General features: G+C 43.3%; 10 protein-coding genes. 3 read left to right on the top strand and 7 right to left on the bottom strand.

Annotation, left to right across the window (positions count from 1 at the left end):
- Positions 1-80: 80 nt before the first annotated feature.
- Together F993_RS00150 and F993_RS00145 are read right to left on the bottom strand one after the other, a co-directional pair.
- A complete protein-coding gene (locus tag F993_RS00150) occupies positions 81-1607 on the bottom strand; it encodes a fumarate hydratase (protein ID WP_004657827.1) in 1527 nt (508 codons plus the stop codon).
- 148 nt (positions 1608-1755) lie between these two features.
- Positions 1756-2616, bottom strand: a complete 861-nt coding sequence (locus F993_RS00145; protein ID WP_004657829.1) for an AraC family transcriptional regulator — start codon at positions 2614-2616, stop codon at positions 1756-1758.
- Positions 2617-2796: 180 nt separating this feature from the next.
- Here F993_RS00145 and F993_RS00140 point away from each other — a divergent pair, with 180 nt between their 5' ends.
- The gene (locus F993_RS00140; RefSeq protein WP_004657830.1) at positions 2797-3711 is read left to right on the top strand and encodes a DMT family transporter; all 915 of its coding nucleotides are present in this window, start codon (positions 2797-2799) and stop codon (positions 3709-3711) included.
- Positions 3712-3761: 50 nt separating this feature from the next.
- The gene (locus F993_RS00135) at positions 3762-4370 is read left to right on the top strand and encodes a class I SAM-dependent DNA methyltransferase (RefSeq protein WP_004657832.1); all 609 of its coding nucleotides are present in this window, start codon (positions 3762-3764) and stop codon (positions 4368-4370) included.
- A gap of 54 nt (positions 4371-4424) precedes the next feature.
- On the opposite strand, the gene pta is transcribed toward F993_RS00135, so the two are convergent.
- The 3 genes from pta to F993_RS00120 all read right to left on the bottom strand — a co-directional run bounded on the left by pta (position 4425) and on the right by F993_RS00120 (position 9326).
- Positions 4425-6560 carry a phosphate acetyltransferase gene (gene pta / locus F993_RS00130; RefSeq protein ID WP_004657834.1) on the bottom strand — a complete coding sequence of 712 codons (2136 nt, stop codon included), beginning with the start codon at positions 6558-6560 and terminating at the stop codon, positions 4425-4427.
- 29 nt (positions 6561-6589) lie between these two features.
- The gene (locus F993_RS00125; protein WP_004657836.1) at positions 6590-7765 is read right to left on the bottom strand and encodes an acetate/propionate family kinase; all 1176 of its coding nucleotides are present in this window, start codon (positions 7763-7765) and stop codon (positions 6590-6592) included.
- Between the two features lie 295 nt (positions 7766-8060).
- Entirely contained in the window at positions 8061-9326 is a 1266-nt protein-coding gene (locus F993_RS00120) for a glutamate-5-semialdehyde dehydrogenase (protein WP_004657838.1), read from the bottom strand.
- Positions 9327-9680: 354 nt separating this feature from the next.
- Between F993_RS00120 and F993_RS00115 the strand changes: the two genes are divergently transcribed.
- A complete protein-coding gene (locus F993_RS00115; RefSeq protein ID WP_004657840.1) occupies positions 9681-10994 on the top strand; it encodes an alpha/beta fold hydrolase in 1314 nt (437 codons plus the stop codon).
- 55 nt (positions 10995-11049) lie between these two features.
- On the opposite strand, the gene F993_RS00110 is transcribed toward F993_RS00115, so the two are convergent.
- Both F993_RS00110 and nagZ read right to left on the bottom strand, forming a co-directional pair.
- Entirely contained in the window at positions 11050-11892 is an 843-nt protein-coding gene (locus F993_RS00110; RefSeq protein ID WP_004657842.1) for a class I SAM-dependent methyltransferase, read from the bottom strand.
- Positions 11893-12181: 289 nt separating this feature from the next.
- Entirely contained in the window at positions 12182-13204 is a 1023-nt protein-coding gene (nagZ, locus tag F993_RS00105; protein WP_004657843.1) for a beta-N-acetylhexosaminidase, read from the bottom strand.
- Between the last annotated feature and the right edge of the window lie 40 nt (positions 13205-13244).

Consider the following 13244-nt stretch of genomic DNA (forward strand, 5'->3'; position numbering starts at 1 on the left):
ATCTTTTTTCTAATTTAGCAGAAGCCACAGGCAAAAAAATAGCCGAATACGATGATTCGGCTATTTGAATTGTATGAATATTATGACGCAGCGGCATCTACCACTGGAATCTTACCGATTTTCGCTTGCCAGATTTTTGGTGCTGTTGCATGAATCGAAGTACCATTCACATCAACTGCAACAGAGACAGGCATATCTTCAACCACGAATTTGTAGATTGCTTCCATACCTAAGTCTGCAAAGGCAACGACTTCCGCTTCACGAACTGCTTTAGACACGAGGTAAGCAGCACCACCAACAGCCATTAAATAAGTTGCTTGATTGTCTTTGATCGCTTCAATTGCAGCAGGACCACGATCCGCTTTACCAATCATGCCGAATAAGCCAGTTGCTTCTAACACTTGACGAGTGAACTTATCCATACGGGTTGCTGTTGTTGGGCCAGCAGGACCAACCACTTCATCGCCAACTGGATCGACTGGACCCACGTAGTAAATAAATTTACCTTTTAGATCGACTGGAAGTTCTTCACCATTATTTAACATGTCGACCATGCGCTTATGTGCAGCATCACGACCTGTATAAATTGTACCGTTTAATAATAATGTATCGCCTGGCTTCCAAGCATTCATTTCTTCTTGAGTAATGGTATCAAGGTTGACACGCTTCGATTGAGACGAATCCCACGTTACAGCAGGGTAGTCTTCAAGTTTTGGTGCTTGAATATGTGCAACACCAGTACCATCTAATTGGAAGTGGGCGTGACGAGTCGCAGCGCAGTTTGGAATCATACCGACTGGCTTACCTGCCGCATGACATGGGTAATCCTTGATTTTAATATCAAGAACTGTGGTTAAACCACCAAGACCTTGTGCGCCAATACCCAATGCATTCACTTTCTCGAAGATCTCGATACGGAGTTCTTCCATTTTGCTTTGTGGGCCACGACGAAGTAATTCGTCCATGTTGATTTCTTCCATAAGTGCTTCTTTTGCAAGCATCATGGCTTTTTCAGCAGTACCACCGATACCAATACCGAGCATACCCGGTGGACACCAGCCTGCACCCATAGTTGGAACAGTTTTAAGTACCCAATCCACGATTGAATCAGATGGATTGAGCATCGCAAGTTTAGATTTATTTTCTGAACCGCCACCCTTCGCTGCAACGGTAATATCAACTTTATTACCCGGTACGAGTTTGTAGTGAATCACGGCAGGGGTATTGTCTTTGGTATTTTTACGACCAAAAGCTGGATCTGCTAAAACAGAAGCACGGAGTACGTTTGAGTTCTCTAGATAACCTTGGCGTACACCTTCGTTGACTGCATCATCCAAGCTCATGGTTAAATCAAATTTAACATCTAAGCCGACTTCAAGGAAAACGTTAACGATCCCTGTATCCTGACAGATTGGTCGGTGACCTTCAGCACACATACGTGAGTTGATCAGGATTTGGGCAATAGCATCTTTTGCAGCTTTGTTTTCTTCACGATCATAAGCACGGCTCATCGCTTGGATGAAGTCTTGTGGGTGATAGTAAGAAATAAACTGCAGGGCATCCTTGATTGATGTAATCAAGTCATCTTGTTTGATGATCGTTGTCATATCAAATTTCTCTTGAGCGGGCGATTAGCTGGCGGGCTAAATTATATGACAAAAAGCAATGAATGTGGGAGTTTTAGCTTAGATTTAGCGAAAGGTCTAAGCTGATCCTTCGATCCAAATTACAGCAACAAAAGATGCGCTGTGGATTTTAGTTTTTTCTCAGTTGAGATGGACTATAGCCAAACTGTTTCTTAAAGCGATGGCTAAAATGGCTGCTGGAGCTAAAACCATATTGCACAGCAATCTCTGTCAGATTCGCTGTGGTCTGTTCCAGTGCTTGATGAGCACGCTCAAGACGGCGTTGCATCACATATTGATGCGGTGGCATCTGCATCGATTGTTTAAACATATGCGCAAAATGATACTCGCTGAGTTGCGCTTGCTGAGCCAGATCGGACAAGGTCAAACTCAAATGGAGATTTTGATCAATCCATTCTAATAGCTGCTTAAGCAGATAAGGAGACAGCCCCCCTTTGACTTCAGGTGCTTGCCATTGTGCATGACTATAATTTTTGATCAGATGATTGAGTAACAGCGTTGTTGCGGTACTCATCTGCAAATGGTTTTCACGATCTTGCCATGCGCCATTGAGTAAAAAGTGCCGATAAATCATCGAAATTTGTGGGTCAGCCACAAAAATTTGTGGATTTAAAATGATCTGACTCGGTTCACGATCCCAGACTTGTTCTGCCACACGTTGTAAGTGCTGTTCAGTATAGTAAAGATGTACAAAGGTGAGTGGGTCACGTAGGTCCCAAGTCGACTCGAAATCTTGTGGCATCAGGCACATACGGTCAGGACCACCGCCATTGTGCCAGCCTTGTTGGGTTTTTTGATAGCTTTCATAACCGCCCTGAATATACATACTCAAAGTGTGGTGATTGCTACAGACACTGACACGGTCTTGGTTATTTTGCCACATGGCCAACTGCATACCCGAACCCAGTTCTACCGAGTCGAGCAATTGCGCTTTATATTGCTGTAATTGATCTAGAATCTGATATTTCATCTTCTATACGCAGTGCCAAATATGATCCCATTTAGTGTAGAACTTTCAGCCAGTTTTGTCATCTGGTCAAAAAATTTAGAAAAACGCAAATCCATGACAATCACCGCAAGATGGTGCAAGTAATCAACTGCCCCAACCCTGCAAAATATAACAGTTATTGTTGAGTTTGGTTCTAATGATATGAATGCGCTGTTATATGCTTTGGTTGTGGTGATCTGGGGCACCACATGGATTGCGATCAGTCTACAACAACAAAGTGGGATATCAGCCAGTGTTGCAGTGTTCTGGCGTTTTTTTATTTCTGCAATGGTGTTATTTGCTTTCGTTGCTTTGAGCCGAAAGTTGCAGAAACTGGCAGGCAAAGATCATCTGTTTTGTATGTTACAGGCCTGCTGTATTTTTGGCTTTAACTTTGTCTGTTTTTATTATGCGGTGCAATATATCAGTAGTGGTTTAGAGGCCGTGATTTTTTCCATGGCGGTGATTTTCAATACCATCAATGCCCGATTATTTTTCTCTCAGCAGGTTTCTTCACGGTTTTATCCTGCCGCTTTACTTGGTGTGCTGGGGATTATTGCCTTGTTCTGGCATGACGTGGTGGGCACCACTTTAAATCGCAATACATTGATTGGTATTGGACTCTGTATTTTAGGGACTTATGGTTTCTCTTTGGGCAATATGATCAGTACGCGCCATCAAAAACATGGCTTGGATATTTTTACCACCAATGCCTACGGGATGTTGTATGGCTCATTGCTAATGGCCTTGATCTCATGGTTTAGACAGGATCAGTTTTTCCCGAGTATGCAATTCAGTGCAATCAGTGCTTTACTGTATCTCGCGATCTTTGGTTCAGTGATTGGTTTCACTGCCTATTTCTATCTGGTCGGACGGATTGGTGCAGGTAAGGCAGCTTATAGTACCTTGTTATTTCCTTTGGTCGCATTGGTGATTTCGACTGTATGGGAAGGCTATCACTGGCAAATGAATGCGGTGATTGGGGTGATTTTGATCTTATGTGGTAATGCGATTTTCTTTGTAAAAGGGCCGCAAACCAAGAAAGTTCAGGCATTAAATAAGCCAGAATCCTGTTAAGATTTTGCTCAATGGCTTTAAAAAAGCAATGACGCATAATAGGCAATGACATGGTACAGGAACATCTAGCACTGCATATTATTGAACTCTATCAGCAGCATGCTGGTGAATGGATCGAACTACGAGGCAAGGTACTATCTGAGAAAGTTTGGCTCGATCGTTTTCTAGCCTTGCTCCCAAGCTCGGCAAGTATTTTGGATTTAGGTTGTGGCTCTGCTCAACCTATTGCTGCTTATTTTATTGCCCAAGGACATCATATAACAGGGGTAGATACTTCGGAATACATGATTGAAATGGCACGGCAGTCTTTCCCTGAACATGTTTGGGTACAGCAAGATTTTCGGGAGTACCTTCCTGAACAAAAGTTTCAAGGGATTATTGCGTGGGATAGTTTCTTCCACTTAACCCAAGATGATCAACGAAACATGTTTAAACGTTTTGCCGAATATGCACAATCAGGTACAGCTTTAATGTTTAGCAGTGGGCCTGAACAGGGCGAGGCGATTGGTTCGTTATGTGGAGAGCCACTGTACCATGCCAGTCTTTCAGCGGAGGAATATCAGACTTTGCTGCAAGATCATGGATTTACACTGATTAAAACGATTGCTGAAGATATTGAATGTACGGGACATACGGTCTGGTTAGCTCAATATCGCTAATAAAAAAGCCCTTTACATTGAAAGGGCTTTTTCAATTTCAATCGAATCGTGAATTTAATCTTGTTGTTTGGCCTGAATCGCAGTTAAAGCAATGGTAAACACAATATCATCAACCAATGCGCCACGAGACAAGTCATTCACAGGCTTGTTTAAACCTTGTAGCATTGGACCAACACTCACCACATTGGCAGCACGTTGTACCGCTTTATAGGTGGTATTACCTGTGTTCAGATCAGGGAAAATAAATACATTGGCACGTCCTGCCACTTGCGAGTCTGGTGCTTTTTGGCGACCAACACTTTCAACCGAAGCGGCGTCGTATTGCAATGGACCGTCAATCAATAAATCAGGACGGCGTTGCTGTGCAATTTTAGTTGCCTCAGCCACTTTCTCAACATCAGCGCCTGTGCCAGATGTGCCAGTAGAATAGCTGATCATGGCAATGCGTGGATCGAGACCAAAGGCCTTAGCTGAATCTGCTGATTGAATCGCAATCTCAGCAAGTTGTTCTGCATTCGGATCTGGGTTAATCGCACAGTCACCATAGACATAGACTTCATCAGGCAACAACATAAAGAAAATGGATGAGACCAGTGAGTAATTCGGTGCGGTCTTAATTAGCTGGAATGCAGGGCGTACGGTGTTGGCCGTGGTATGAATCGCGCCAGACACCAAACCATCGACTTGATCGAGTGCCAACATCATGGTGCCAAGCACCACGGTATCTTGCAGCTGTGCTTTGGCTTGTAGTGCGTCGAGCTTACCTTTACGCAGTTCTACCATCGGTTCGATGTATTGATCACGAATCGTATCTGGGTCAATGATCTGTAAATCTTCGGGTAACTGAATACCGCGTGCTTTAGCTACTTCGGCAACCGATTCAGGCTTTGCCAATAAAATACACTGCGCAATGCCACGGGTTTGACAGATGACAGCCGCTTGTACTGTGCGTGGCTCATCACCTTCAGGCAGGACAATGCATTTTTTCGCAGCAATGGATTTCTGTACCAGCTCGTAACGGAAAGCAGATGGTGACAGGCGAGGGTGTAAGTTGTTTTGAGTATGTTGATCCAGCCAATTACTATCTAGATGACTGGACACGAAACGGGTCACCTGTTCGGCACGCTCAGTATCATCAATGGGAATCTCATTACCAAAGCGATGCAGCAGTTGTGCCGTTTCTAAAGTATCAAGTGGGGTATGTAAAATTGGTAACCCCTGTTTGATCGCACTTTGGCAAAATTCGAGTACATTGCTTGCAGGCGCAGCTTGCTCGGTTAACACCAGACCCGCGAGTGGCGTACCATTGCTGCTGGCAAGACTGGCAGCCAAGATCGCATCAGTTCGTTGTGATGCGCTAATAATCAGTTCACCCGCAACAAATTTATGCAGTTCTGATTCGATATTGGAGGCAATTAAACTGGTATGTAGAATACGACGTTGTTTAGCCTCACCTTGATGCAACCATGTACCATTGATGATCGAAGCGATATCTAAACTACGAGGCACACTGAGGGTATTGCTGAATGGCACCAATCCAATAATCGGGAGTTCATCGGTGCCCATAAAGCGGTTATAACGTTGTAACTCTAAGGCAAAAGCATCGATGTGTTGATCTAGACGCAGACTTGGATCAAGTGTGACCGGAATTTCGGCCGTGCCCTCAGGTAAGCCTTTGGTCCGCATAAACAACACACCTGTCGTGCGTGCCGACGCTGCGCCACCGAATTGACGTAAGTGCGCATCGACTCTTTCCGCTGTTTTACGTGGATCAGCTAAATCTGCGGTGCTGACCAATACCACTTGCGCATCCAGTGCTTGTGCGAGTGCGGCATTGATTTCACTGACAAAATGATCTTGTCCATTCGGCACTAAACCTTCAACGATAATCACATCATGATCAGCTGAAATTTGACGGTGTAGCGCAACAGCTTCTTCAAGCAATTCATCTGTTTCACCCAAGGCAATCAGTTGAGTCAGTCTTTCATAGGTGATTGGCTCGGCAGATTTATGCTGAAATAAATGACGATAGAGTGTCGTGGTACGGTCAACCGTGGTGTCTGCTATTTGAGAATAAGGTTTTAAGAAACCCGCATTAATCCCTTTACAATCTAGTGCATAGATCATACCTAAGCAGGCTGAAGTTAAGCCAACACCTTCACCTGTGGGGATGAGTAAAATCGTATTCATAGTGACCTTAAAATTGTCTAATATTTTGATTAAATCGTGTGTTCAAGTACTTGGCGTGTTTCTTTGGCAATACGACCTTCTTCATCAGTCGGAATCACCCAAATTTGTGGACCTGTACCATTGTCGATACGACCTTCTGTGCCACGCGGTAATGCATTATTTTTCTCTTGACTAAACTGTAAACCAAAGTGGGCTAAATAGCCTAAAGTCTTTTCACGGACATAAGCTGAGTTTTCACCAATACCACCTGTAAAGACTAGACCATCTAGACGCGGCAGGCCGCAACTTAAAGCCGATAAAGATTTGGCTAAGCGATAGCAGAACACTTCAATGGCTAGGGTTGCGCCTTCGTGACCATTTTCAGAGGCTTCTACCAAGGTGCGCATATCATTGGATAAACCAGATAAGCCCAATAAGCCACTCTCTTTATTCAACATGCTGTCAATTTTTTGGATATCCCAGCCCAAATTGCTGGCAAGGAACAGATGTAAACTTGGATCAACATCGCCGCTACGTGTACCCATCACCACACCTTCAAGCGGGGTCATACCCATCGAGGTATCGACACTATGACCATTCCAGACAGCACAGGTCGAACTACCATTGCCTAAATGGGCACTGAGCCAGCCCCCTTCATTTTTATGGCCTGCCAGTTCGCTGGCGCGTTCAGTCACATAAGCATGGCTGGTGCCGTGGAAACCATAGCGACGCACTTGATGTTCGGTATACAAATATTGCGGTAGGGCATAGCGATAGGCGCGTTCAGGCATGGTTTGGTGGAAAGCGGTATCGAATACAGCCACTTGTGGCAACTGTGGGAATAAACGCATGGTGGCTTCAATTCCAATCAGATGTGCTGGATTGTGAAGCGGTGCAAGGGGGGTCGCTGCTTCAATGCGTTCAACCAGTTCAGGTGTAAGCAGTTCTGCTTTGGTGATGTTCCCGCCATGAACCACACGATGCCCAATCGCTTGCGGGTTATAGTTGGCTAAACGAGCCAATAAGGTTTCAAGCGCTTTGGCATGATCTGCATAAGGAATTGAAAGTTCCAGTGGTTCGCCCCCAAGCGTGACGCCTTTGATACGGGCATCTGCCGCGCCCAGATTTTCTGCCAAACCATAAATACGATCTTCACGACGTTCAGAAATGAGTGCGTATTTGATTGATGATGAACCACAGTTAATTACTAATACAGATATAGCCACGTTTGAACACCTAACAGATTTTAAATTTTATGATGAACATCTTGATTTTGCTGCAACGCATGAGGCAGTGGAATCAAGCGCAATGTTTTAACATGGGATGTCGTCTTGGCGAAGATAGACTTTAGCCTATACAACCCGTTTATAAATCAACCTATTGAGTATAGTTTGGAAATGCTCGGTTCTTTTGATTGATCTGTTGGTTTTATCATTATTTTTGTATGCAAATATATAAAAACACGATAAAGATCAATTGAATGGCCTTTATCGTGTTTCTGTGTACAAATACTCGATTTTGTTATTGGCGGATTTGACCGTCACCAAAAACGATCCATTTTTGTGAGGTTAAACCTTCGAGACCAACTGGACCACGGGCATGGATTTTATCGGTTGAAATGCCGATTTCTGCACCTAGACCATATTCAAAACCATCAGCGAAACGGGTTGAAGCATTGATTATGACTGAACTTGAATCCACACGTGCTAAGAATTCACGGGCTAGACTAAAGTTTTCAGTAATAATCGCATCGGTATGGTGTGAACCATACTTATTGATATGCTCAATCGCTTCATCCATACCAGTGACCACTTTGATTGCAAGAATAGGACCAAGATATTCGGTATACCAATCTTCCTCTGTGGCTGTTTTTACAGATACGCCTAAGATACGTTGAGTTTCAGCACAACCACGTAATTCAACCTGTTTTTCAGCATAAAGTTCAGCAATCCGTGGTAAGAACTCTTCTGCAATGGTTTCATCGACCAATAAGGTTTCCATGGCATTACAGACGCCATAACGATGCGTTTTGGCATTCAGGGCGATTGGTAAGGCTTTTTGTAAGTCCGCTTGTGCTTCAACAAACACATGGCAGTTGCCATCTAAGTGTTTAATCACCGGAATACGTGCTTCATTACTGATACGTTCAATCAGACTTTTACCACCACGCGGCACAATCACATCCACAAATTCAGTCATGGTGATCAGATGACCCACTGCGGCACGATCAGGGGTGTCAATCACTTGTACGGAATGTTCAGGTAAACCCGAGATTTGTAGGCCATGTTGAATTGCAGTTGCAATGGCTTTATTGGATTCAAGTGCTTCTGATCCACCACGTAAAATAATCGCGTTGCCAGATTTCAAAGCCAATGACGCTGCTTCAAGGGTCACATTGGGTCTTGATTCATAGATCATACCAATTACACCCAAAGGCACACGCATTTTTCCAAGCTGAATGCCTGAAGGGCGATAGGCTAAATCGGTAATTTCTCCAATAGGATCAATTAAGGCAATCACATCTTTTAAGCCTTGCAGCATGCCTTTGAAACGCGCAGGGGTAAGTTCTAAACGATCAAGCAAAGCACTGTCGAGTTGACGCTGACGACCATTGTCCATATCAATTTGATTGGCTGCTAAAATTTGGGCTTGATTATTTTCTAAAGCCGTATAGATTGCAGATAAGGCATGGTTTTTCAAATGTGTCGACGCGCTCGTTAATATACGAGAGGCTTGACGTGCTTGAGCACCGACCTGTTGCATATAATTTTGAATAGAATCTTGCATAGCAGTTTGAGATTTGCATGTATTTATAAAGATAGTAACAGTCAACGGCTGAACAATGAATAGGCTGAACTGACAATTCAAAAAATTATGAAGCGTTAATTGGCGCAAAAGTTTTTATTTTAGTGCGACGAAGATATTGAATCTAAAGCTGAGATTACATATTTTGCAAAAGATTAATGTTCTAAACAAGATAAGTGGTTAAGGAAATGATTGCGTATAAAACGTGCATATGTATAGAATGAAAAAGTATAGGATAAATGTAATACAAATTTTATAAATTTGTTAACTTGCAAGTAGAAATCGCTGAAAATGAGATTCTTGCAACAAAAAAATAAACAAGGATGGAGGAAGGACATGAATTCCATTATCCAAATGGACTCGGATATAAATCATACCTACACAGGCTTTGGTTTTTTCGACATTTACAATAAAAACAGTTTTAAGCAGCCAGCACGTACTACGTGGATTGATGGTTGGAAAATTGAATATATGGCAATTGCAGATCCGAAAACGATCTACAACACGCCAATTGTAATTGTCGGGGGCGCATTTCAAAATTTTAACTCTTATAAGTATTGTGTTGAGCAACTCTTTGAGAGTGGACCCGTTATTTTAATCGATTTACCTTCAATGGGAGCGAATCAACAAATTCGCAATGTTGATACAGGTGAGTCTGCTGGAATTCTGGAACTACCTGATTTATCTAAAATGCTTGGTCAATGGCTGGATATTGTTGGCATTGATAAAGTTTCTGTGATGGGCATGTCATTGGGTTCTGTCGTGGCCTCGTCATTTGCAGATCAACGCCCTGAATTGATTGATCGTATGGTGTTGATGGGGGTGATGCAGAAGACCCGTAAAAGCTGGCGCATGCTGCTAGAAGAGTCGCTGCACTTAATGCGTGAAAACCGCATGGAAGAGTTTGGCCAAGCCGTGATTCTTTATTTGGTGAATCACGCTAAACTCGATAAAACCAGGATGTCGCCAACAGCAAAGCGTTTGTTTTTTAGACAGATGGCGGAGTTTAGTGCAACTGAACGTGAGCGTTATGAAATCAACTGCAATCGTTTATTACGTTTAAGTGATGTCCCTGTACCCCAATGTAAAACATTGGTTGCAGCAGGGCAGTATGACAGCTTTACTTTACCGCATGAAAATGCAGATTTTGCACTGCAGTGTCAGGATATGCAATTCGCTTTAATTGCCAACGCAGATCACGTGCCGCAACTCCAGCGCCGTAAAGAAACCATGAATTTGTTTACCACCTTCTTAAAAGGAGAATCCATCGACAATTTAGATGGCATTATCCCAATGAGCCGTGAACAAATGCAGCAGATTGAGCGCCGTGGTGAAGAACGTATTTCAGTATTACAGCCTGAAAGTAAATTGTCGCATCGCCATCTTGAGACAGAAGTGGATGTGAAGATTGTTGATATCACTTTCTTTGGCGTGTATTTAAAACTGCATAATCTTGAACAGCTTGATTTTATCAATCAACATCCGCGTGATTTAGCACTGCATTTAGCAGATGAAGAAGGTGAGTTTAAAATTGAATGTTTAATCTTTGATGCAACTGAGCAAGGACTGCGCATCTTATTTAAACATGGTAATTTTGATATCGCAGAGCGTTTGACTCGTTTTATTCAACGTCAACAGCCAACTGAATAACGGGTATTCAAGAATTAAAAAAAGTGGCAATTTGCCACTTTTCTTTTTGGTCGAGTTATTTATTGGTCGCTTGGATCATCCAGACCAAGTCACCTAAATGTTGCTGCGTATTTTCGAGGACTGCGTGTTCAAAAAATTGCTTTGGTTGCAGGACGTCAACTTGATTAAAGCCTGCTTCTTGGAAAAATTGTTCGATTTCGGCAGGGGTTTGAAAATGAAAGCTAAACGCACTGCGAGACATCCATTTGAGTAAACGGCTGCTGTTCCAGATAATCGTTGCTAATTTGTTTTGGGTTGGTTCCGGATAGATGTCAGTTAAATAGTGCAATGCTTTAAAACCCTGACCATAGTTGGCAATGGCTTGGATGAGCTGCTGTAACATTGGTTTTTCAAAGTAATTGATCAGCCCTTCACTGATAATCACCAATGGACGTTGAGGATCAAATACCTCAAATGCAGCAGCAAAGGCTTCGGTAAATAAGTCGACAGATAGAACTTCATCTACATTATTTTCAATTTGTTGTAGTGCTGCCTGTTTGGTGGCGGCCATGTCAGGTAAATCTAGTTCACGGTAAGTGATATTGGGATAATGTTGTCTAAACCACCAACCACGTGGCGATAGACCACAAGCAATTTCAAGCACTTGTAGCTCAGGATGCTGCTCAATCAATTCTTTTAACTGGTTGTCGAGCATGCTGTGACGTTGTTTGAGCGTGGTGCGCATGCTACCACCGACATATTTTTCAGCCCAACTTTCAATTGGATGAACTAAGGCGGCTAAAGTTTTTCCTTTGGCGGTTGCCAGTGCTGGATGTGAAATCCCCATTTGATACCAGATATAGCCAGTGTAGTGTGCGGTAAATGAAATGTGGCGGTGTTTCGAAAGTTGTTGTGTCATCTGTCCTAGACTCTATTTTTCCTAATTGAGATATATAAAATTAATCGCTTTTTTGAGTTGAGATTTTTCTACCAAATCCGATTTTAGGTTTGTTATTTACTATCGTGGGGCGGCATGGATGCCGCCGTTGGGCTGGGGTTACAAGGATGTACCCTCAGCCTAACAAAGGATTTTTGCTTACTTTTCATCCCTGAAAAGTAAGTCGAGCCGAAGGCAAAATCCTTCAATCAGATGAGCACTCGGCAAGATTCCATTATGTTAATAAAACGATGAAGAAATCTAAGTAAAGTTAGAATGAATTTTTAAACTCTTCAATGACTTTTCTGACGCTGTGCCAGTTTTCATCGTCTAAGGTCAATGTCGTACCGATTTGGATATTTGGAATTTTGCCGCGCATACGCTCTAAACGTTGCTGATTTGGTAACGCCAGCGTCTGGATTCCATCCAATGCAGTACATGCAGCCGCACGGTCATTACAAACTAAGCCCATATCACAACCCGCATTTAAAGCCGCTTGAATACGAGCATCGGCACCGCCAGCGACACAGGCCGCTTGCATACTCAAGTCATCTGAGAAGAGTACGCCGTCGAATTTAAGCTGTTGGCGTAAGATTTCTTGTAGCCAGAACGGAGAGAAGCCTGCTGGATTTGGATCAACTTGATCATAGATCACATGAGCAGGCATCAATGCATCTAGTTGAGGCATCAACTTGATAAAGCTCTGCATGTCTTTGTCGTAGATTTCTTGGTATGAGCGACTGTCAATTGCAGCGGCAACGTGCGAGTCAGCTTTGACTGAACCATGACCAGGGAAGTGTTTGCCCGTAGTGGCCATGCCTGCTTGTTTCATACCGCGCATAAAGGCATCAGCCAGCGGCACGATGTCTTGCATGTTTTTGGCAAAACCACGATCACCAATCACATCACTCACGTCATTCAGGTCCAAAACAGGGGCGAAGCTAAAATCAATACCGACCGCGAGGACTTCAGTCGCCATTAACCAGCCACATTGTTCAGCCAGTTCAATTGCTTGTTGTGGATTGCTGAGATAGCGCTCACCCAATCGGCCCATTGCTGGAAGTAGCGTAAAGCCTTGTCTTAAGCGTTGGACGCGACCACCTTCCTGATCAACGGCAATCAAAATCTCTGGACGGATTTGACGCATATGGTCGGTTAAGGCACGGACTTGTTGAGGGGATTCAATATTTCGTGCAAATAAAATCATGCCACCGACTTGCGGAGCTCGTAATAGTTCAATATCTTCTTGAGTAAGTTCTGTGCCAGCAATATCCAGCATCAACGCGCCGATCATAAGGATTCCGTTTGATTTTTGATAAAAAATTTGATGAAAA

This window comes from Acinetobacter proteolyticus, from assembly GCF_000367945.1.
Lineage (GTDB): Bacteria > Pseudomonadota > Gammaproteobacteria > Pseudomonadales > Moraxellaceae > Acinetobacter > Acinetobacter proteolyticus.

Bases quoted from the DNA above. Each gene is read 5' to 3' on its own strand.
- F993_RS00150 (WP_004657827.1), bottom strand. From the start codon at position 1,607: ATGACAACGATCATCAAACAAGATGACTTGATTACATCAATCAAGGAT.
- F993_RS00145 (WP_004657829.1), bottom strand. From the start codon at position 2,616: ATGAAATATCAGATTCTAGATCAATTACAGCAATATAAAGCGCAATTG.
- F993_RS00140 (WP_004657830.1), top strand. From the start codon at position 2,797: ATGAATGCGCTGTTATATGCTTTGGTTGTGGTGATCTGGGGCACCACA.
- F993_RS00135 (WP_004657832.1), top strand. From the start codon at position 3,762: ATGGTACAGGAACATCTAGCACTGCATATTATTGAACTCTATCAGCAG.
- pta (WP_004657834.1), bottom strand. From the start codon at position 6,560: ATGAATACGATTTTACTCATCCCCACAGGTGAAGGTGTTGGCTTAACT.
- F993_RS00120 (WP_004657838.1), bottom strand. From the start codon at position 9,326: ATGCAAGATTCTATTCAAAATTATATGCAACAGGTCGGTGCTCAAGCA.
- F993_RS00115 (WP_004657840.1), top strand. From the start codon at position 9,681: ATGAATTCCATTATCCAAATGGACTCGGATATAAATCATACCTACACA.
- F993_RS00110 (WP_004657842.1), bottom strand. From the start codon at position 11,892: ATGACACAACAACTTTCGAAACACCGCCACATTTCATTTACCGCACAC.
- nagZ (WP_004657843.1), bottom strand. From the start codon at position 13,204: ATGATCGGCGCGTTGATGCTGGATATTGCTGGCACAGAACTTACTCAA.